At 68.9% G+C, this 20,717-nt stretch carries 12 protein-coding genes and 1 riboswitch; of the genes, 6 read left to right on the forward strand and 6 right to left on the reverse strand.

Annotated elements, in window-relative coordinates; genetic code table 11:
* Positions 1 to 61 precede the first annotated feature (61 nt).
* Positions 62 to 9,235, forward strand: coding sequence for a beta strand repeat-containing protein (locus AC6LKG_RS22470; protein WP_498168346.1), 9,174 nt, complete (start codon positions 62 to 64; stop codon positions 9,233 to 9,235).
* Between the two features lie 9 nt (positions 9,236 to 9,244).
* Positions 9,245 to 10,000: a SapC family protein gene (locus AC6LKG_RS22475; protein WP_498168348.1), complete on the forward strand. Its 756-nt coding sequence runs from the start codon at positions 9,245 to 9,247 to the stop codon at positions 9,998 to 10,000.
* An 83-nt stretch (positions 10,001 to 10,083) separates the two neighbouring features.
* Here the strand turns inward: AC6LKG_RS22475 and AC6LKG_RS22480 are convergent, their stop codons facing one another.
* The 3 genes from AC6LKG_RS22480 to AC6LKG_RS22490 all read right to left on the reverse strand — a co-directional run bounded on the left by AC6LKG_RS22480 (position 10,084) and on the right by AC6LKG_RS22490 (position 13,190).
* On the reverse strand, positions 10,084 to 11,382 hold the full coding sequence (locus tag AC6LKG_RS22480; RefSeq protein ID WP_498168350.1) for an acyl-CoA thioesterase/BAAT N-terminal domain-containing protein: 1,299 nt from the start codon (positions 11,380 to 11,382) through the stop codon (positions 10,084 to 10,086).
* 9 nt (positions 11,383 to 11,391) lie between these two features.
* Complete coding sequence (locus AC6LKG_RS22485; protein WP_498168353.1) at positions 11,392 to 12,384, reverse strand: Bug family tripartite tricarboxylate transporter substrate binding protein; 993 nt, start codon at positions 12,382 to 12,384, stop codon at positions 11,392 to 11,394.
* Between the two features lie 248 nt (positions 12,385 to 12,632).
* A complete protein-coding gene (locus tag AC6LKG_RS22490; protein ID WP_063581574.1) occupies positions 12,633 to 13,190 on the reverse strand; it encodes a DUF1415 domain-containing protein in 558 nt (185 codons plus the stop codon).
* A gap of 104 nt (positions 13,191 to 13,294) precedes the next feature.
* Positions 13,295 to 13,358, forward strand: a riboswitch (Fluoride riboswitch).
* A 163-nt stretch (positions 13,359 to 13,521) separates the two neighbouring features.
* Here AC6LKG_RS22490 and crcB point away from each other — a divergent pair.
* The gene (gene crcB, locus AC6LKG_RS22495) at positions 13,522 to 13,893 is read left to right on the forward strand and encodes a fluoride efflux transporter CrcB (protein WP_054485157.1); all 372 of its coding nucleotides are present in this window, start codon (positions 13,522 to 13,524) and stop codon (positions 13,891 to 13,893) included.
* A 128-nt stretch (positions 13,894 to 14,021) separates the two neighbouring features.
* A complete protein-coding gene (locus tag AC6LKG_RS22500) occupies positions 14,022 to 14,402 on the forward strand; it encodes a hypothetical protein (protein ID WP_421428948.1) in 381 nt (126 codons plus the stop codon).
* A 45-nt stretch (positions 14,403 to 14,447) separates the two neighbouring features.
* Here the strand turns inward: AC6LKG_RS22500 and AC6LKG_RS22505 are convergent, their stop codons facing one another.
* Positions 14,448 to 15,920 carry a M20 family metallopeptidase gene (locus tag AC6LKG_RS22505; RefSeq protein WP_020928243.1) on the reverse strand — a complete coding sequence of 491 codons (1,473 nt, stop codon included), beginning with the start codon at positions 15,918 to 15,920 and terminating at the stop codon, positions 14,448 to 14,450.
* 130 nt (positions 15,921 to 16,050) lie between these two features.
* Positions 16,051 to 16,968: a LysR family transcriptional regulator gene (locus AC6LKG_RS22510; RefSeq protein ID WP_498168358.1), complete on the reverse strand. Its 918-nt coding sequence runs from the start codon at positions 16,966 to 16,968 to the stop codon at positions 16,051 to 16,053.
* A gap of 110 nt (positions 16,969 to 17,078) precedes the next feature.
* Here AC6LKG_RS22510 and AC6LKG_RS22515 point away from each other — a divergent pair, with 110 nt between their 5' ends.
* Positions 17,079 to 18,032: an alpha/beta hydrolase gene (locus AC6LKG_RS22515; RefSeq protein ID WP_498168361.1), complete on the forward strand. Its 954-nt coding sequence runs from the start codon at positions 17,079 to 17,081 to the stop codon at positions 18,030 to 18,032.
* An 18-nt stretch (positions 18,033 to 18,050) separates the two neighbouring features.
* Positions 18,051 to 19,037, forward strand: a complete 987-nt coding sequence (locus AC6LKG_RS22520; protein WP_498168364.1) for a Bug family tripartite tricarboxylate transporter substrate binding protein — start codon at positions 18,051 to 18,053, stop codon at positions 19,035 to 19,037.
* A 25-nt stretch (positions 19,038 to 19,062) separates the two neighbouring features.
* On the opposite strand, the gene AC6LKG_RS22525 is transcribed toward AC6LKG_RS22520, so the two are convergent.
* Complete coding sequence (locus AC6LKG_RS22525) at positions 19,063 to 20,688, reverse strand: methyl-accepting chemotaxis protein (protein WP_498168367.1); 1,626 nt, start codon at positions 20,686 to 20,688, stop codon at positions 19,063 to 19,065.
* Positions 20,689 to 20,717 lie beyond the last annotated feature (29 nt).

Consider the following 20,717-nt stretch of genomic DNA (forward strand, 5'->3'; position numbering starts at 1 on the left):
CAGCTATACCGCCCGCGACGCCAATACCGGCGCCATCGGCGCCGGCGCCCGGGCGCTGCGCGTGACCACCAGCAACCTGGCGGTCACCAACAACGGCGACATCAACCTGAACAACGGCGGCCAGGCGCTCAGCAGCCTGAACCTGTACCTGTCGCGCCGCGACGCCGGCAGCAGCGTCAACTACGACACCAACAGCTATGCCTTCGCCGGCATGGGCGGGCAGTCGCTGTCGCTGGGTAGCGGCACCAACATGACGATCGGCGCCAACATGCAGGGCGCGGCGCTGACCATCAACACCGACACCGCGATCACCTCGAACACCATCAACGCCGGCAGCGGCTCGGTGTCGCTGACCACGCGCTACGTCAACAGCGACCTGGCCCCCAGCATCGGCGGCTCGGGCCTGATCACCGGCAACAGCGTCAGCCTGAGCGCCCTGGGCACCAACGGCAGCGTTTTTGCCGAGACCAGCACGTCCAACCTGTCGATCGCCTCCGCTGGCAATGTGAACGTGGCTAACAACAAGCAGCTCGATTCGCTGTCGTTGACGGCCAATCACAGCAGTTCCAACGGCGCGGTCGTCAACACCTACGCCATCAGCGCCACCGGCATGACGGAGTTCTCGCTGAATGATTCGACCGACGTCTCGGGCCTGACACTCAGCAACATCATCAATACCGACAACCTGGCACTGTCGATCTCGTCGGACCGCGCGCTGACCGTCAACAAGGTCACCACCGCCGCCGGCGGCTCGGTCACTCTGGCCAGCAACGGCACCATCTACGGCAACGGCGCCAGCGCGCCGAATATCACCACTGGCGCGCTGACGCTCAACGCCAGCTCGGTGACGGGCACCTACGCCACCAACCAGCCGCTGTTCGTCAGTGTCGACTCACTGTCCTCGAACATCCGCGGCAGCCTGTGGGTGTCGAACAACAAGAGCCTGACGCTGCTGGACAACAGCGCCACCAGCTCGGCCCAGGTCAACGTGACCAACGGTTCGATCACGCAGGGCGCCGGCCGCTTCGTCACCCCGGCGCTGACACTGACCGCCGCGCAGTCCATCGGTGGCGCCGGCAACGCGGTGCAGACCGACACGCGCCAGCTGACTACGCAATCGGGCGGCAACCTGTACGTCAACAACGCCAGCGACCTGTTCTCGCTGAACATCACCGCCAACCACGCCAACAGCGCAGTGGACAACGTGCTGCAGGTCGCGGCCAAGGGCCTGACGTTCAATGTCACGGACGCCGGCGCCTATGCCATGACCGAGGTCAGCGACCTGACCGGCCTGAACTTCTCGTTCGGCGGTGACCGCACGCTGTACGTCGGCAACGTCGACGTCGGCCCGGCCAACACCGTGAGCCTGGACGCCTATGGCTCGGGGGCCAATATCCTGAACCTGTCGCCGACTTCGCACATCACTGGCGACGTGGTCACGCTGCGTACCAGCGGCCAGATCGGCGTCGCTTCCGGCGACGACTCGGGCTCGATCCACACCACCACCAGCGAGCTCTACCTCACCGCCGGCAGCGACGTCTACGTGGACAATGACCGCGACCTGGCCAGCCTGTCGCTGTACGCCACCGGCAGCGCGCCCGCGACCTACCAGATCCAGTCGAACGAACTGCTGTTCGACGTGGCCCACAACGGCAGCCGCCTGCAGGTCAACCAGGTGCGCGACAACACCGGCCTGAACCTGATGCTGTCGAGCAACGTCGGCCAGGACATCGGCATCATCGACACGCAGCCGACCGGCACGGTGCGCCTGTCCAGCAACAACAGCATCCTGGGCAGCGCCGACGACAGCCAGCGCATCACCGCCGCGCAGGTCAACATCACCACCCAGGGCTCGGGCGCCATCGGCGCGGTCGGCCGCGAAATCAACCTGTCGGCGCCGATCGTCAGCATCCAGAACGCCGGCGACGTCTACGTCGATTCCGACACGCACATCGATTCGCTGACGCTGTACTCCACCGGCAATGCCGCGCGCAGCTACGGCATCAATTCGCCCACCCGCGACGGCGGCAACATCGGATTCCAGGCCACCGACGGCGGCAGCGGCAGCAGCGCCGGCCTGGTGCTGAGCCAAGTGATCGACCAGGGCGGCCTGAACCTCAGCGTCACCAGCGACCGCACCATCACGGTCGGCAAGATCAATGTCGGCAACGACAACGTCACGCTGACCTCGCGCGGCGGCTCGCTGCTGGGCGACGGCGACAGCACCACCAAGATCGACGCGGCGGCCCTGACCCTGACGGCCAACAACGCCATCGGCGCGGCCGGCGCCGGCAACGCCATCGACACCCGCGTCAGCACGCTGAACGGCCGCGCCAATGGCGGCGGCGCGTACATCACGGTGGAAGGCAACACCAGCCTGCCGAGCCTGGTCTCGACGGGCGCCAGCTCGGTCAGCAACACCACCGGCGACATCGAGCTGGGCACGGTCAACACCAACGGCAACGCCTTCACCGTCAACAACACCGGCGGCTCGATCCTGAGCGGCACGATCAACAACGCCACCACCGTCAACCTGACGGCCAATGGCTCGATCGGCAACAAGAGCGCCATTCGCACCACCGCGCTGGCCAACGGCACCACCACGGTCAACCTCAGCGCCACCAAGACCGACCGCGCCGATGGCAGCATCGCGCTGACGGAAGCCTATGGCCTGCAGGTGGCCTCGGCCTCCGGCGCCGGTGATATCACCCTGAGCGCCGACACCGCCAACAACGGCCGCAACCTGACCGTGGGCACCATCACGTCCACAGACGGCGCGGTCACCCTGTCGACCGCGCGCGGCAGCATCGTCGGCGCCAACAACAGCAACCTGGTCACCGGCAAGAGCGTCAACCTGACGGCCAACTACGGCACGGGCACCTCGATCGGCGCGTCGAACTCGGCCCGCCTGCACCTGAACACCGAGAAGCTGACCATGGCCACGCCGGGCAGCATCTACGTCGACAACCTGGCCGACCTGTCCGACCTGACCATCATCCGCAACAACGCGCAGGGCTCGAACCTGGGCAGCGCGGGCATGTTGACCATCGACGCCAAGAACCTGACGTTCAGCGGCGGCGACTCCAACAACGCCACCGCGCTGACCGTGGTGCGCGACACCACCGGCCTGAACTTCACCTACCAGGCCGTGGGCGCGATCAACCTGCACGACATCGACGTCACGCAGAACGGCTCGGTAACGCTGTCGACCAACCCGTACTACTACACGGGCGGCTCCATCCAGGGCATGAACGGCTCGTCCAAGATCGTGGCGGGCGACCTGACGCTGTCCACCGGCACGGGCGACACGCCCAACACCATCGGCTCGGCCGGCCTGGCGCTGAGCACGCAGGTCAAGAACATCGCCGCCACCGCCTCGGGCGGCATCTGGCTCAAGCAGAACGGCTCGATCAACCTGGGCAACCTGCGCGCGGGCGGCGACCTGTCGGTCACCACCACCACGGGCGACATCCTGGTCGGCACGGTCAGCTATGGCACCGGCAACGCCCTGACCCTGAACGCCCAGACCGGCAGCATCCTGTACGGCGGCGGCACGCTCTCGGGCGCGGGCGCCGGCGCCATCACGCTGACGGCGCAGAACGGCATCGGCACGCGCGACGCGGCCATCAAGATCGCCGCGCCCAACAGCCCGGTGTCGGCCACCGTCACCGGCGACGGCTCGCTCTACCTGGAGAGCAGCGGCAACCTGCTGGGCGGCCTGACGACCTCGGTCGCCAATGGCGAGACGCGCATCACCGGCAACGGCAGCCTGGCGCTGACCAGCGTCACCTCCGGCACCGACGCCACCGGCAACGACATCTCGGTCAAGACCACCGCGGGCAACATCACGGTCAAGAACGTGCAGGCCGGCGCCAACCACGGCCAGGTCACGCTCAACGCCGAAAGCGGCTCGATCCTGGCCGACGCCGCCGGCGCCACCGTCAAGGCCTACGGCGTTGCCCTGAACGGCGCCAACGCCGTCGGCGCCGCCAGCGGCCGCATCAACGCCACCGGCCAGCGCGTCGAAGTCACCACCAATGGCGGCATGTACCTGGCGGCGGACAACAACTCCGTCTACTCGTACCTGTCGGGCAACACCATCGACATCGCGGCCGCCGGCAATCTGCAGATCGCCAACGCCGTCGCCAGCAGCGGCCTCATCAAGATCGTCGGCAACGGCACCAACAGCCAGTTGGTCGCGGGCAACATCGACGCTGGCGCCGGCAGCGTCAACATCGACTTCAGCAAGACCGGCAGCACCATCGTCGACGACCGCGAGGAATCGACCCGCATCATCGGCAACAGCGTCACGCTCAAGGCCGGCTCGGGCATCGGCGGCGCGGCCGGCTCGCCCGACAACCTGCAGACGACCGCCGCCAACATCATCGCGGAAGTCACCGGCAGCGGCTCGCTCTACCTGGACGACAACCGCACGGCCGGCACCACGCTGGCCTCGGTCATCACCCAGGACGGCGCCATCGGCATCACCACCGCCGGCCCGACCCTGGTCACCAGCGCGGTCAGCAAGACCAGTTCGGCCAACAACGGCATCTCGATCGCCACCACCAGCGGTGACCTGTCGATCAACACGATCGACGCCAAGCTGGCCGGCGACGTCACGCTGCAGGCCGCAGGCTCGATCAAGGGCGCGCTGGCGGGCAACCTGATCACCGGCAACAGCCTGACCGCCAACGCCGGCGGCAGCATCGGCTCGGCCGCCTATCCGGGCAACGGCACCGGCGGCATCGCGCTGCGCACCAACCTCGGCGCGCTGGGCAATCTGTCGACCGCAGCCGACGGCGCCGTCATCGTGATCAACAACGTCGGCACGCGCGCGCTCTCGGCCAACAGCGGCAACATCCAGCAGGCCGGCGCCCACAGCTCGGTCTACCTGACCACCGCCGGCGATCTGGACGCCAGCGGCGGCATGTCCAACAGCGCCGACAATCTGCTGCTGTCCTCCGGCGGCACGCTGACGCTGGCCAGCGCCGGCGTGCAGGCCAACGGCACCCTCACGCTGCGGGGCACGCAGGACGTGGTGGCGACCGGCGCCACGCCGCGCACCATCGCCGCCAAGGGCACCACGGTCAGCTTCAGCAGCGGCGCCGCGGGCGGCGACACCAGCCTGGTGACCGAGGCCAGCACCGTCGCCGCCAGCCTGACCGGTACCACCACGGCGGCCGACCTGACGCTGACCAACACCGGCGCGCTCGACGCTTCGCTGAGCACCGCCAATGGCGATATCAACGCCACGGCCAGCGGTTCGCTGACGGCTTCGGCCACCGCCGCCGGCAGCAACCGCAGCATCACGCTGACCTCGCAGCACGGCGACGTCGAGATCGACACCGTCAACGCCGGCGCCGCCAGCGGCACCGTGGTCCTGAGCGCCGCCGAAGGCTCGCTGCTGGGCCTGGGCAACAGCCTCACGGCCAACAGCCTGGACCTGACCAGCAAAACCGGCATCGGCACCTCGGCCAGCCACGTCACCACCACAGCCCGCAACCTCAAGGCCAACGTCCTGGGCAGTGGCGACATCTACGTGGACGGCAGCGGTGCGTTGACGCTGGGCCGCATCGCCACGGCCGACGGCAACATCGGCATCGGCGCCACCGGCAATCTGGTCAGCGCGGTCGGCCTGGCGGCCGGCAACAACGGCGATGTCACGCTGGCCTCCGGCGCCGGCAACGTCACCGTCAGCCACGACATTGCCAGCACCGATGTGCATGACCTGTCCGTGAGCGGCGCGGCCATCGCCATGGCCGCCGCCAACACCAGCGGCAGCCAGGCCTACACCGGCAACGTCACCCTCAACGGCGACCTGACCGGCAGCGCCATCGGCATCACCGGCAACGCCACGCTGGCCGGCGGCAAGCGCACCCTGACGGCCAACGGCGCCAACGGCGGCGTCGCCCTCTCGGGCGCGCTGAACGGCGGCGCGCAGCAGGCCGTGATCGTGGCCGACGACGGCGACGTCACGCTGGGCGGCAATGCCTCCAACCTGGCCAGCCTGACCATCACCGGCAACAACATCGACCTGCGCCAGGTCGCCACCACCGGCGCCCAGCAGTACAACGGCGCCACCACGCTGCGCGGCGCGTACACCACCGCCAACGACGCCTTCGGCGTCGACGGCGCCACCACGCTGGCCAGCACCGTGAGCGTGACCACCGGCAGCGGCGCGGTCGCCTTCACGGGCGCCGTGTCGGGCGCCAACGCGCTGACCGTCACCAGCAGCGGCACCACCACCTACGGCGGCGCGGTCGACATCGCCTCGCTCAACCAGGCGGGCACCGGCGACACGGCCATCAACGGCGGCAGCGTCACCACCAGCGGCACGCAGACCTACGTCGGCCACGTGACGCTGGGCGACGATGCGGTGCTGACCGGCACCACCGTCACCCTGGCCAACGGCGCCGACGGCGCCCATGCGCTGGAAATCGACGGCACGGCCCTGCTGACCGGCGCCATCGGCGCCACCACCAAGCTGGCCAGCCTGACGCTGGACGGCGCCGCCACGCTCAATGCGGGCAGCATCGCCACCACCGGCAACCAGCGCTACAAGGGCGCCGTGACGCTGAGCGGCGATCACACGCTGAGCACCACCACCGGCGGCGTGGCCTTCGACGGCGCGCTGGACGGCACGCATGACCTGCACGTCGTGTCCACGGCCGGCGGCGACGTCAGCTTCGACGCGGTCGGCAGCGCCACGCAACGCCTGGGCAGCCTGACGGTCGACACGGCCGGCACGACCGCCTTCAATGGTTCGGTCTACGCGGCATCGGTGCAGACCGACGACCCGGGCGCCGTGACCATCACGGGAGAGCGTGTCGACACCACTGGCGTCATGCGATTCGGCGAGCTGGTCACGCTGGGCGGCAACGTCACGCTCAAGGGCGCCAGCGTCACCCTGGCCGGCGGCGCGAACTCGACCGACGAGGGCCAGGGCCTGACCATCGAAGGTCCGGCCACGATCAACGGCCCGGTGGGCGCCGGCGCCAATGGCCGCCTGGCCTATCTGACCGTCGACGGCGACGCGACGCTCGGCGGCGGCCCGCTCAAGACGGTGGGCGAACAGTCCTACCTGGGCAAGGTCGAACTGTCCGGCAATGCGCAACTGAGCACCGCCGACGCCAAGGTGACCTTCAACGATACGGTCACCAGCGGCAACGGCAGCGGCCTGACGGTCAGCAGCGGCAGCGGCGACGTGCGCTTTGCCGAACAGGTCGGCGACGCCGCCACGGGCCGCCTGGGCGCCCTGGCCGTCAACAGCAACGGCACCACCACCTTCGAGAAGGCCGTGTACGCCGCGTCGGTCAACACCGACGCGGGCGGCACCTTGGCCATCAACGGCGGCCTGATCGACACCACCGGCACGCAGTCCTATGGCGAACGCGCCGTGTTCAGCACCGACACCGTGCTCAAGGGCAGCACCGTCAGCCTGCTGGGCGGCGGCGACGGCAAGCACGACCTGACCATCGACGGCAATGCCGTGCTCAAGGGACCGCTGGGCGCCAATGATCCGCTGGCCAGCCTGACGGTCACGGGCAACGCCACGCTGGGCGCCGGCAGCATCGTCACCGACGGCGAACAGTCGTACCAGGGCAATGTGACCGTGGGCGGCAACGTCTCGGTGACCAGCCGCCAGGGCGACATCGGCTTCGACCGCGCGGTCGATGGCGGCCACGGCCTGACGGTCGTCGCCAATCAAGGCGAAGTGACCTTCTCCGGCCCGGTCGGCCAGGGCTCGCGCCTGGGCGACCTGAAGGTCAGCGCCGCCGGCGACATCGTGCTGGACGGCCCGGTGCGCGCCGCCTCGGTGCAGACCGGCGGCAATGGCGACGTGCTGATCAACGGCGGCTCGGTGGACACCACCGGCACGCAGCAATACGGCCAGCACGTCATCCTGAGCGGCGTGGACACCACCCTGACCGGCGCCAACGTGCAGCTCAAGGCCGGCGTCGACGGCACCCAGCCGGGCCAGCAAGGCCTGGTCATCGTCGGCAACGCCGATATCCAGGGCGACGTCGGCGCCACCACGCCGCTGCGCAGCGTGGCCGTCACCGGCGCCACCACCCTGGGCGGCGGCAAGACGCACACCACCGGCGACCAGGTCTACAACGGCGCCGTGACGCTGAAGGGCGACCGCGACCTGACCAGCGACACCGGCTCGGTGATCCTGGGCAGCAAGCTGGATGGCGGCAACGGCAACAACCTGAACGTCAACGCCGGCAAGAACATCCAGGTCGCGGGCGATGCCACCGGCCTGGGTTCGCTGACCCTGCGCGCCGTCGACACCATCGTGTTCAACGGCGACGTCAGCGCCTACCGTGTGCAGCAGTTGGAGGCCAAGTCCGCCAGCTACAACGGCGCGGTGCGCGCCTCCGGCCCGGACGGCATCGACATCTCGGGCGGCACGCTGTCATTTGGCAAGAACGTCACCGCCGACACGGGTTCGATCCGCATCGCCAATACCAGCCCGACCGGCACCACGTCCTTTGGCGCGGGCAGCACCGTGAAGGCCGCCACCGGCTTCACCCAGACCGGCGGCGCCGGGCTGACGCTGCCGGCGCAATTGCTGGTGACGCAGGGCCCGATCAACCTGGGCGCGCCGGCCAAGCTGCAGGGCGGCAACGCGGTCATCCAGACCAACGGCGACATCACCGCCGTCGGCATGAGCGGACCGCAGACGTCCCTGACGCTGGCTTCGGGCTCGGGCGCGCTGCGCATCGGCCTGAACGACGCGGATCCGAGCCACAAGCTGAACGTGGCCGGGCTGACCGTGCCGAACGCCGGCTCGGCCGACATGTGGGGCGCGATCGGCGGCAAGAACGGCTCCATGGCCGCGACCACGATCCGCAGCTCACTGGCCGGCGCGCCGTACTACATGAACGGCGCCGCCTGGGGCCAGACGGACGTGATCGACCGCCTGGCGGCGGTCACGGCCCCGCGCTCGGTGATCCCCAGCACGCCCACCGCCAACCCGCTGTTCCAGGGCACCGTGCCGTCCAAGGGCTTCGGCCCCGACGTGCTGGGCGCCTTCGCTGATCCGCAGGTGCTGACGGTGGCCTCGGCCTTTTCCTGGCAACTGCCTTCCGGCGACAATGCGGTCTTGACCGTGCCGACCGGCAACCACCCGGTGCTGCAAACCCCGGGCGGCAACCCACAACGCCCCGCCGTCGAAGGCGCCGCCGACGACGCGCGCCGCGACACCGACATCCAATCCCGTACTCTCTGACCAGACACCATGACGACGCAAACCTCGCTTCCCCTCTTCTACGAGCAACCCCGTCCGCTCGCCGCCGGCGTGCACGCCAACCTGTCGCTGGCCGGCAACACCGGCTTCGCCTACGCCGCCAAGACCAACGCGGTGCCGCTGGTGGCCACCGAGCTGCCGACCGCGTGCCGCCACTTCCCCATCGTCTTCACCGATGGCGAGCAACCCACGCCGGTCGCGGTGCTGGGCGTGCGCGGCCAGGAAAACCTGTTCGTCGACGCGCAGGGCCAATGGCGCCCCGGCACCTACATCCCGGCCTACGTGCGCCGCTACCCCTTCATCTTCATGGAGAACGAAGACCGCAGCCAGTTCACGCTGTGCGTCGACGAGAAGGCCACCGCGGTGGTCGAGGGCCGCGACAACCCGTTCTTCGACGAGGCCGGCGAGCCGACCGCGCTGGCCCGCAGCGCGCTGGAATTCTGCCGCGACTACCAGAACCAGCACGCCTACACGCTGGAGTTCGCGCGCGCCCTGGCCGACGCCGACCTGCTGATCGAGAACCGCGCCGACATCACCCTGGCCGACGGTCAGCGTCTGGCCATGTCCGGTTTCAAGGTGATCGACGAAGCCAAGTTCAACAAGCTGCCGGAAGCGGAATTCCTGCGCTGGCGCGCCAATGGCTGGCTGCCGCTGGTCTATTGCCACCTGCTGTCGATCAACACCTGGCCCAGCCTGATCGATCAGGTGCAGCCGGTGGTCGCGGCCGAGGAAGCCGCCGAAGCGTAATCTTCTGGAACGCTCGCGGATCGGTGCATGAGCCGGCCCGCGCCCCACGGCCCCGCCGGCCTCGCCGGTCGGGGCCGTGCGCGTTATGACGCTTGCCCGGTCGCGCGCGCCAGGAAGGCCAGCACCGCGCGATAGGACCCCTCATTGCCGGCCGCGTTGGCCGGCGGCGTGCCGCCCGCGTCCAGCAACAGTCCCGACATGGCGTGCGGCTTGCTGATCAGCGTGGCCGGCAGGCAGGGATAGTGCACATGATGCCCGCCCCCCTTGCAGACGTAATGCGACGTGGGCAGCCCGTGCGCCTCGCGCTGGCGCACGACGATCTCGCAATACGCGGTACTGGGCCAGAAGCCGTCGTCCGACGCGCTCACCAGCAGCACCGGGCCCGGATAGCGTTCCACCGCGATGCGGGCGCGTTCGAACGCGGCGGCATCGCGGCTGGCGCTCAGGAAAGCATGGGTCTGCCGGTACGGAGGATCCGAGGCGTAGGCCGCCTCCCAATCGGCGCTGGGGTTGTCCTGCCACAGGTGCGGCAAGGGCTCGCCGCCCTTGCGCCATACCTGCGCATTGCGTCCCGTGCCCGGCTCGCCCGCGCTGACCACGCCGTGCGTCACCGGCGACGGCACGTAGGCCACCACCGCGCTCACCAGGTCGGGATAGTGCGACGCCACCAGCAATGCGGTCTCGCCGCCGCGGCTGATGCCGGACAGCGCCACGAAGCCGTCGCGCGGCTTGAGTTCGGCGCGGGCCCAGCACAGCGCATGCTCGAAGTATTCCAGCGGCATGTCGTTCAGGTACTTGGGCCGGCCATCGTAGTTGAAGATGGCCAGCGCCAGGCACTGGTAGCCGCGGGCCGCGAACAGCGCGGCCCGTGGCGCGTTGACGCCGCCGGACGAGCCGTTCATGTAGATCACCAGCGGATGCGGGCCGGGGCCGGCGGGCGTGTAGAGCTCGCCCGACAGCGTCATGCCGCCGACCTGCTCGCGCACCGCGCGGTGCGTGACGCCTTCGGCCACGAAGGTCTGCACCAGCCGCGCGGTGGCCTCACGCTGGCCGTCGGTGGCGTGCAGGTCGATCGCCAGCGGCTCGGTGCGATCGGGCGGGAACACCACCCGGTCCATCTCCTCGCAGGTCATCGACCACACCAGTCCCATGGCGGACGGCTCGGCATAGCTGCCGGACACCGGGCAGTCTCGCGCCAGGTCCAGGCTGCCGTCGTGGCCGGCCATGAACACCGCCTGCGAACGCCACGGCACGCCGCTCATCCGCATGCGGGCGGTGACGGTGACGAAGCCGTAGGCAGGAAAGCCGTCGATGCGGATCTCGCGCGGCACGTCGATCAGCGCGGATTCGGGCGTGACGGTGATACGGGCCTGTTCGGTCATGACGCTTGCTCAGCCTTTCAGGTCGGTCTTGGGCACGTTGTTGGCGCGGATCACGCCGGCCCACAAGGCGGATTCCTCGGCGATCACCCGCTCAAGATCGGCCGACGAGGTGAAAGCCACGGTCACGCCCTGCTCGGCGAATTGCTTGACCAGGCCGGGGTCGCGGGTGCCTTCGCGCACCGCCTTCTCCAGCGTCGCGGCGACCGCGGCCGGCATCGCCGCGGGGCCCGAGATCATCATGCGGGTGTACAGCTCGAAGCCGTCGACGCCGGCCTCCTTCATGGTCGGCACGTCGGGCAGGCTGGACAGGCGCTGGTCCGCCGTCACCGCCAGCACCTGCAGCTTGCCGGCGCGGATGTTGGGCAGGGCCGAGGTCGGGAAATCGAAGGTGCTCTGCACCGTGCCGGCCATCAAGTCCAGCAGCGCCGGGCCGCTGCCCTTGTATGGCACGTCCTGGAACTGCGTGCCGGTCTTGGACTGGAAGTGCAGCAGCGCCAGATGGTTGATGACGCCGCGCCCGGCATGGGCGCAGGTGATGTCGCCGGGCTTCTGCTTCGCCAGCGCGATGAACTCCTGCACGTTCTTCACGCCCAGCGCCGGATGCACGATCAGCAGCATCGGCGACTTGCCCATCGAGCCCAGTTGCTTGAAATCGGACGACCGGTACGGCAGGTCGTTGTAGAGCAATGGGTTGAGGATCATGCCGTTGGTCCCGACAAAACCCAGGGTGTAGCCATCGGGTTCGGCCCGCGCCACCGCCGCGGTGGCGATGATGGTCTGCCCGCCCGGACGGTTCTCGACCACCACGCTGCCCTTGAGGATGCCGGCCATGCGCTCGGCCAGCGCGCGCGCGGCGATGTCGGTCAGGCCGCCGGGCGCGAAGCCGACCAGCAGGCGCACGGGGCGGGTTGGGAAATCGGCCTGGGCCTGGGCAAGCGCCAGGCGAGGCAGCAACGGCAGCGCGGCAAGCGTGCCCAGGGCGTGGCGGCGGGTGAACGGCATAAGGCTCTCTCCAGACAGGCGCGCACGACGTCCGCGCGACAGGCGGCCGCGCGAGCCATGCGATGAACAAGAGGGGAAGGAAACACAGGCCGCCCGCCGAACGGCGGGGGGTCTCAATGACGGTATCTTGTATGCAATATGGCGCGGGGGCTATCTAGGGATATCCCGGTGCCGGGTTCGACCCAGCGCCGCGCGCCTGCGCGGCCCCGCGCGGGAAAGGCCCGCCTGGAACGGGAGCAAAGCCCGCCTCAAGGCTTGCTCATCAGCCGCTTCCAGCCTTCCAGGCCCAGCCGCTGCATCGTGTCGATGTTCTTCTCGTAAATCTCGGCGGCGTCCGGGAACGACTCGACCGCGCGGTCGATGCTGTCCTCGCGCAGCAGGTGCAGGATGGGATACGGCGAGCGGTTGGTGTAGTTCTCGATATCGTCCGGCTGGGTGTCGGCGAACTGGAACCGGGGGTGGAACGTGGCCACTTGCAGCTCGCCCACCAGGCGCATGCGCTTGAGCAGGCGGTCCGACAGGTCCTCGAAGTCGTTGAACTCCAGGAAATCGTCGAGCGCGTCGGGGATGATCAGCAGCGTGGTGTCGATCTTTTCCGGATCGGCCTCGGCCAGCAGCGCCAGCTCGTCCTGCAGGTCGGTCAACACGCCTTCGGCATCGGTCGCATCGCTGACGGCAAAGCGGATCTGGTCCTTGACCTGGACCGCCTTGGCGAACGGACAGAGATTCAGGCCGATCACGGCCTGGGTGAGCCAATGGCGGGTTTCGGCAACCACGTTGGCGTAGGCGTCGGAAGTGGAAATCATGGCGGGTCGTCCTGGCAAAACGCGAGTATAGGCGACCCGGTGGAAGGCCCCGCGACCGGGTTCCCCCTGGGCCAACGCCCTGCCGCCGCGCCTGGGATACAATCGATCGCAATGGGAATGGAGCTTCCCAAAACCGCCGATCCCTCGGCTGATGGCTCCTGCTGACCGGGCAACATGCCCGCAGCGGGTGCCGTCCGGACAAAACCCGCCGCGGCGGGTTTCTTGTTTTTCGGGCCGCGACCTCGTCGCAGGCCGCCCGCGCCTTCAACCGGCGCGGTCCGTGGACAAGCCCCAGGCTGTTGCTCTCCATCGTTTCACCTGGAGAGAAATCTTGAATCTATTGCTGGTTTTCATCGGTGGCGGCCTCGGCTCGGCCGCCCGCTACGGCATGAGCCTGGCCGCGTTGCGCCTGGGCTGGATCGCCTTCCCCTACGCCACCCTGGCCACCAACGTGATCGGCTGCTTCGTCATGGGGCTGATCACCGAACTGCTGGCGCTGAAGTTCTCGGTGTCGCAGCCGACCCGGCTGTTCCTGACCACCGGCATTGTCGGCGGCTTCACCACCTTTTCGACCTTCGCGCTGGAGACCGCGCTGCATGTGGAACAGGGTCGCATCGGCACCGCGCTGCTGTACGCCGGCCTGTCGCTCGGATTGGGGCTGGCGGCGCTGTTCGGGGCGATGGCGCTGGTGCGGACGCTGTGACGGCGACGGCCGGGGCGCCCTTGACGGTCGCGCTCACCGTCCACCTTTCGTCCGACATCGCCGGCGCCTGTGGCGCCGCGAGACGGGGCTGTGCTAGCGTGGCGCCACGCCCCCCACGAGAGAAACGGATGGCCATCGCGCTCACCTATTTCGCCGACCACCTGTCCGACGAAGCGCTGGCGGCGCTGCTACGGCGACGCGAAGACTTCTACATCGAGAACATCGATGCCATGAATAGCCTGACGGCGCGCATGCAGGCGTTGCTGGCCGACGACGGATTGCACAGCGTCGTGCGGCTCGCTCCCCAAAATGAATCTCCCGGCACGCTGCTCACCCTCGTGTTCGTGGAAGCCGCGTTCGTGCTTGTCTCGCTGCGGCTGTTGCTGCGGCGGCTTGCCCACTGTCTTTCAGGCCGCCCGCGCGCGAACGTGATCCTGCGCGTGACCTCCAACGCTTCGCTCCACGTGGTCTTCCGCCCCTCGGGGCGCGGCGCCGCCGCGACGCCATGAAAAAAGCCCGGCCAGGCCGGGCTTTCTTTCCTGCGCCAACGCCGATCAGGCCGCCGGCATCGCCGCCATGGTCTGCGCGACCGCGGCGGTCAGCTTCTTGCCGTAGGGCACGTGCAGGAATTCATTCGGGCCGTGGGCGTTGGACTTGGGCCCCAGCACGCCGCACACCATGAACTGGGCCTTGGGGAAGCCCTTCTGCAGCATGCTCATGAGCGGAATGGTGCCGCCCTGGCCGATGTAACCGCAGGGCGCGCCATAGTACTGCTGCGAGGCGGCATCCAGCGCCTGGGTCAGCCACGGCGCCGAGGCCGGCGCGTTCCAGCCGGTGGCGGCGCCTTCGTTGGCCTTGAAGAGGACCTTGGCGTTGTAGGGCGCGTCGGCTTCCAGCAGGGCCTTGATTTCCTCCGAGGCGGCGACGGCGTCGACCAGCGGCGGCAGGCGCAGCGACAGCTTGAAGGCGGTGCGCGGGCGCAGCACGTTGCCGGCGCTGGACAGCGGCGGCAGGCCTTCGGCGCCGGTCACCGACAGGGTCGGGCGCCAGGTGCGGTTCAACAGGGCCTGTTCCGGCTCGGTGGTCATGGGCAGCACGAAGCCGCCGTCGGCGCCGCAGCTCCAGGGGAAGCGGCGCCACACTTCGTCGCCCAGGATGCGGGCGGTGGCGTGCACCTGTTCGATGCGGTCGGCGGGAATTTCGCAGTGCAGGCTCTGCGGCAGCAGGCGGCCGGTGGCGCTGTCTTCGAGGCGGTCCAGCAGATGGCGCAGGATGCGGAACGACGACGGCACCACGCCGCTGGAGTCGCCCGAGTGCACGCCTTCGTCCAGCACCTGCACTTCCAACGTGCCCGACACCATGCCGCGCAGCGAGGTGGTCATCCACAGCTGGTCGTAGTTGCCGGCGCCCGAATCCAGGCACACCACCAGGGCCACGTTGCCGAGGCGGTCACGCAGCGCGTCGACATAGGGCAGCAGGTCGTAGCTGCCGGATTCCTCACAGGTCTCGACGATGCCGACGCAGCGCGGGCGCGGGATACCCTGCTTGTCCAGCGCCATGATGGCGGTGAGCGAGGCGTAAACCGCGTAGCCATCGTCGGCGCCGCCGCGGCCGTAGAGCTTGCCGTCTTCGTACTTGGGGGTCCAGGGGCCGAGGCCGGCGCGCCAGCCCGAGAATTCCGGCTGCTTGTCCAGGTGGCCGTACAGCAGCACGGTGTCGCCGTTGTCGCTGCGGGTGGCGGGCGCGTCGAAGAAGATCACCGGCGTGCGGCCGGGCAGGCGCACCACTTCCAGCTTCAGGCCCGAGACCTTCTGCGCTTCGACCCACTGCGCCGCGTCGCGCACCACGCGCTCGATGAACGCGTTCTTTTCCCAGTCGGCGTCGAACGCCGGGCTCTTGGCCGGGATGGCGATGTAGTCGGTCAGGGCGGGGATGATCTCGTTGTCCCACTTGTCGTCCACAAAAGCCTGCAGAGCCTTCGGATCGAGGGTAGGAGGAAGTGCGTCGTCGGGGATGCGTGCGTTCATGGCGCGGGATCCTGTGGTCGGGAAGCGGAATAATCCGCCATTCTATGCCTGCCGGGCGCCGCCGGCATCTTTTGTCCCTGTTTGCCGCGCGGCGCCGGAAAAACGGTGCCGGCTGGCGCCGCCCTTCGCCCTAGCGCGCCGCGTAGGCCTCGATCCGGCTCCACACCTGGCGCGCCAGCGGCTTGGCATTGTCCACCGACTGGTACAGCCGGATCTCCATGTGGATGTCGTTGCGCGCGCTGTCGGCCCGCACCAGGGCGCCGGCGCGCAGGTCGGATTCGACCAGCGTGTGCGGCAGCCACGCCAGGCCGAAGCCCTGCCGCGCCATGGCATGCAGCGCGTCCGCCAGGTCGGATTCATACATGGTCTGCAACCGCGCCGGCACGCACAGGCCGCGCAGGCGGTCGCGCAGGATGCGGCCCAGCGACATGCTGTCGGCGTAGGCCAGGAACGGCACGGCCGGATCCGAGGCCAGCTTGGGCACGGCATGGCGCGGATGGCGGCTGCCCGGCGCCAGCGGCGCGCTGACCGCCACCAGCTTGTCGGCGCCGACCCGGCGAAAGCGGTAGTTGGGGTTGTCGATCTGCGCGTACAGCGGCTCGTGCGCGTGGCACAGCAGGAAATCGACCTCGCCGTCGGCCAGCATGTCGATGCCAAAGTTGAGCGTGGTGGTGACCACCTTCAGCTGGAACGGCTGCATGCCCTGCTGCACCCTGGCCATCAGCCCCGGCAGCACCGAATGCGCCAGCGTCTTGCCGGAAGCGATGGCGATGCGGCGGGTACGTTCCAGTTCCGGCTTCTGCAGGCCCTGGCGCGTCTCGCGCAGGATGTCCAGCACGTCGATAGCGGCCGCCAGCATGCTGCGCCCGGCCGCGTTCAGCGTCGACACCTGGTGGCCGCGCTCGACCAGCGGCACGCCGGCCCAGTCCTCCAGCGCCTTGATGCGGCGCCCGAAGGCCGGATGCGTGACGTTGCGCGCCTCGGCCGCCTGGAACAGGTTGCGCGCCTTCGACAGCGCCACGAAGTCCTCCAGCCACTTGATATCCATCCGTCTCCCCTCTTCTTGTGTGGTTGTGCCGGATCGGCACAGATCCTGCGCATTTTGCACAAACCCCACGCCTGTTACAACTAGTATTACGGCGTCCCCTGGAGATGCCGATGTCCGACGCCCCCGTCCTGCTGAAATCCCTGCGCAGCCACTTCCTGGGCGGCCGTGAGGTCGTGGCCAGCGGACTGCCGGTGCTGCGCAGGCAAGTGGTGGGCAACGGCGCCGCGCGCGCCATCGACATGAACGGCAGCTACTGCGCCGGCCAGATCTACGTGCAGGAATACCGGCTGGCCGAACCGCGACACCCGCATCCGGTGCTGCTGTGGCACGGCGGCGGCATGAGCGGCGCGCAATGGGAGAGCACCCCCGACGGCCGCCAGGGCTGGCTGTGGCGGCTGCTGCAATCGGGCTATGACGTGTTCGTGGCCGACGCGCCCGAGCGCGGCCGCGCCTCGTGGGCGATGTATCCGCAGGTCTACGACGCGGCGCCGATTTTCCGCTCCAAGGAAGAGGCCTGGCACTTGTTCCGCATCGGCCCGGCCGAAGGCTACGCGCCCGCCGGCCGGCCGCGCCGCGCCTACCCGGCGCAGCAGTTCCCGGAGGATGCCTTCGACACCTTCGCCAAGCAGTTCGTGCCGCGCTGGCTGGCGCACGACGCCATGGCGCTGGACGCCTACCGCCAGTTGCTCGACCTGGCCGGCCCCTGCATCGTCATCGGCCACAGCCAGGGCGGCGGCTACGCCACCCAGTTGGCGCGCGAATGCCCCGGTCCGATCCGCGCGGTGGTGGCGCTGGAGCCGACTGGCACGCCCGAGCGCGTTGACGGCCCCCTGCCCCCGCACCTGCTGGTCTGGGGCGACCACTTCGACCACAGCGACACCTGGCAACGCTACCGCGCCCAGACCGACGCCTACTGGGACGCCCTGCGGCGGGCCGGCAAGCGCGCCGACGTGCTGGACCTGCCTGCCGCCGGCATCGCCGGCAATTCCCATTTCTGCATGCTGGACCGCAACAGCGACCGCATTGCCGAATTCGTCGTCGACTGGCTCAACGGCCTCGACTAACCTTCGCCTGGAGACACCATGAAACTGACCAAAACCGCAATCGCCGTGGCGTTGCTGAGCGGCGCCTCGCTGATCGCCGGCGCAGCCTCGGCGCAGCAGGCCGACTATCCCGACAAGCCCGTGCGCCTGATTGTGCCGTTCGCCCCCGGCGGCACCGCCGACATCATCGGCCGCGTGTTCGCCGCGCAACTGGGCACCGAACTGGGCGCCACCGTGGTGGTCGAGAACAAGGCCGGCGCGGGCGGCTCGATCGGCACGCGCTTCGTGGCCGATTCGGCGCCGGACGGCTACATCCTGCTGCTGGCCTCGTCCAGCACCCACGGCACCAACCCGGCAGTCTACAAGACGCTGACCTATGACGCGGTGCAGGACTTCACCGCCATCACGCAACTGGTGACCGTGCCGGGCGTGCTGAGCGTGACCAAGGACTTCCCCGCCGCCGACCTGAACGGCCTGATCGCCGCCGCCAAGGCCAGCCCGGACAAGTACACCTATGCCTCGTCGGGCGCGGGCGGCCTGGGCAATCTGGCGATGGAACTGATGAAGTCGATGACCGGCGCCAAGCTCATGCATATCGCCTACCGCGGCGCGGGTCCGGCCTTCACCGACGTCATCAGCGGCCAGGTGTCGATGATCTGGGAACCGGTGCCGGCCTCGCTGCCGTACATCAAGAGCGGCCAGATCCGTCCCCTGGCCATCGCCGCCGACAGCCGCTCGCCGGAACTGCCGGACACGCCGACCTTCAAGGAAGCCGGCCTGCCGCGCTACGAGGCCAACGCATGGAACGGCCTGCTGGCGCCCAAGGGCCTGCCGGCCGACGTGACGCAGAAGCTGCACGACGCCTCGGTCAAGGCGCTCAACAACCCCGAGGTCAAGGCCAAGCTGGCCAGCCTGGGCGGCACGGTAGTGGCCGGCACGTCGGAAGCATTCAAGAACGTGATCGCCAGCGACGTGAAGAAGTGGAAGAACGTGGCGGCCGACGCCAGGATCCAGTTGGATCAGTAAGGCGCAACGCGGCGGGGTGACCGCTTCAACCGCCCAGCAGCGCCGGCTCGCCCGCGTGTCCCAATGCCGGCGCCTGCGCCTCGATCACGCGGCCGGTCTGCAGCTTGAACACCGCCACCGCGTCACGCAGGCGTTGCGCCTGGGTTTCCAGCGACGCCGCCGATGCCGCCGCCTGCTCGACCAGCGCGGCGTTCTGCTGCGTCACGCTGTCCATCTGCGACACCGCCTGGTTGACCTGCTGGATGCCCTGCGACTGCTCTTCCGAGGCACTGGAGATCTCGTTGATGATGTCGGTCACGCGGCGCACCGACGCCACGATCTCCTGCATGGTGGCGCCGGCCGCTTCGACCTGGTCGGAACCGATCGAGACCTTCTGCACCGAATCGTCGATCAGGCCCTTGATCTCCTTGGCGGCCTGACCGCTGCGCTGCGCCAGCGCGCGCACTTCGCTGGCCACCACCGCGAAGCCCTTGCCCTGCTCGCCGGCGCGGGCCGCTTCCACCGCGGCATTGAGCGCCAGGATGTTGGTCTGGAAGGCGATGCCGTCGATCACGCCGACAATGTCGGCAATGCGGTTGGAGCTGTCGGCGATGGCGCGCATGGTGCCGACCACGTCGCCCACCGCCTGGCCGCCACGGGTCGCCACGTCGGAGGCCGCCGAGGCCAGTTGCGAGGCGCTGCGCGAACTGTCGGCGTTGTTCTTCACGGTGGACGACAACTCGTCCATGCTGGCGGCGGTTTCTTCCAGCGAAGCGGCCTGCTGCTCGGTGCGCGAGGACAAATCGATATTGCCGGCGGCGATCTCGCGCGAACCGGTGTGGATCTCTTCGACGCCCTGGCGCACCGCGGCCACGGTGCGCGCCAGGCTGTCCTGCATGCGCTTGACGGCGGCATAGAGCACGCCGATTTCATTGCTGCCGCGCTGCTCGATGCGGTTGGTCAGGTCGCCGCCGGCGATGCGGTCGAACAGGCGGCCGGCCTCGTGCAGCGGGCGGAACACGGAACGGGCGAACACCGCATACAACCCGACCACCAGCACCGCCACCACCACCAGCAGGCCGATCAGGAAGGCGATGGCGCCGTTGATGCGGGCGTTGGCTTCGCGCGCCACGCGCTTGCCGATTTCGTCGGCAAAGTCCACGTACTTCTGGATCGCCTGGGTGAAGGCGATGCCCAGCGGCGTGACCTTTTCCAGGTTCAGGCGGCTGGCGTCATGCGCCTTGCCGGCGCGGATCGCGGCGATCATCGGCATGATGGCGTCGCGCTGATAGACATCGTAGGCAACCAGCACCGCATCGAACAGCGGCTTGCCGGCCGGCGACATTTCGGGATTCTGGCGCGCCTCCTGGATCAGGTCGGCGGCTTTCTTGGTGTAGCCGTCCAGGCGCTGCATGCTCGCCAGGTTGTCGATGCTCTTGCCTTCCAGCAGCGTGGTCTGCGCCGCCAGCAGCACCAGCCGGGCGCGCAGCAATTCGGAGCCGGCGGCGTCAACGGCATTGGCGCGCACCAGGTTGGTCTCCAGCATCACCTCGATCGAGGTGCGGTTGGAGGTCAGTTGCTGGTAGACGGCGATGCCGGTGACCAGGAAAAGGGCGAAAAAAACACAGAGCGCGGTCGTCAGGACGGCGCGGATACTCAGATTCTTGAACATGGGGAGGGGGCCACTCGGGGGTTGCGGAG

The organism is Achromobacter sp. 46006 (assembly GCF_059761975.1).

What these genes read in the sequence shown, in the direction of transcription:
- AC6LKG_RS22500 (WP_421428948.1), top strand. Translation starts at nt 14,022, where the DNA reads ATGGCCATCGCGCTCACCTATTTCGCCGACCACCTGTCCGACGAAGCG.
- AC6LKG_RS22515 (WP_498168361.1), top strand. Translation starts at nt 17,079, where the DNA reads ATGTCCGACGCCCCCGTCCTGCTGAAATCCCTGCGCAGCCACTTCCTG.
- AC6LKG_RS22525 (WP_498168367.1), bottom strand. Translation starts at nt 20,688, where the DNA reads ATGTTCAAGAATCTGAGTATCCGCGCCGTCCTGACGACCGCGCTCTGT.
- AC6LKG_RS22480 (WP_498168350.1), bottom strand. Translation starts at nt 11,382, where the DNA reads ATGACCGAACAGGCCCGTATCACCGTCACGCCCGAATCCGCGCTGATC.
- AC6LKG_RS22475 (WP_498168348.1), top strand. Translation starts at nt 9,245, where the DNA reads ATGACGACGCAAACCTCGCTTCCCCTCTTCTACGAGCAACCCCGTCCG.
- AC6LKG_RS22485 (WP_498168353.1), bottom strand. Translation starts at nt 12,384, where the DNA reads ATGCCGTTCACCCGCCGCCACGCCCTGGGCACGCTTGCCGCGCTGCCG.
- AC6LKG_RS22490 (WP_063581574.1), bottom strand. Translation starts at nt 13,190, where the DNA reads ATGATTTCCACTTCCGACGCCTACGCCAACGTGGTTGCCGAAACCCGC.
- AC6LKG_RS22505 (WP_020928243.1), bottom strand. Translation starts at nt 15,920, where the DNA reads ATGAACGCACGCATCCCCGACGACGCACTTCCTCCTACCCTCGATCCG.
- AC6LKG_RS22520 (WP_498168364.1), top strand. Translation starts at nt 18,051, where the DNA reads ATGAAACTGACCAAAACCGCAATCGCCGTGGCGTTGCTGAGCGGCGCC.
- AC6LKG_RS22510 (WP_498168358.1), bottom strand. Translation starts at nt 16,968, where the DNA reads ATGGATATCAAGTGGCTGGAGGACTTCGTGGCGCTGTCGAAGGCGCGC.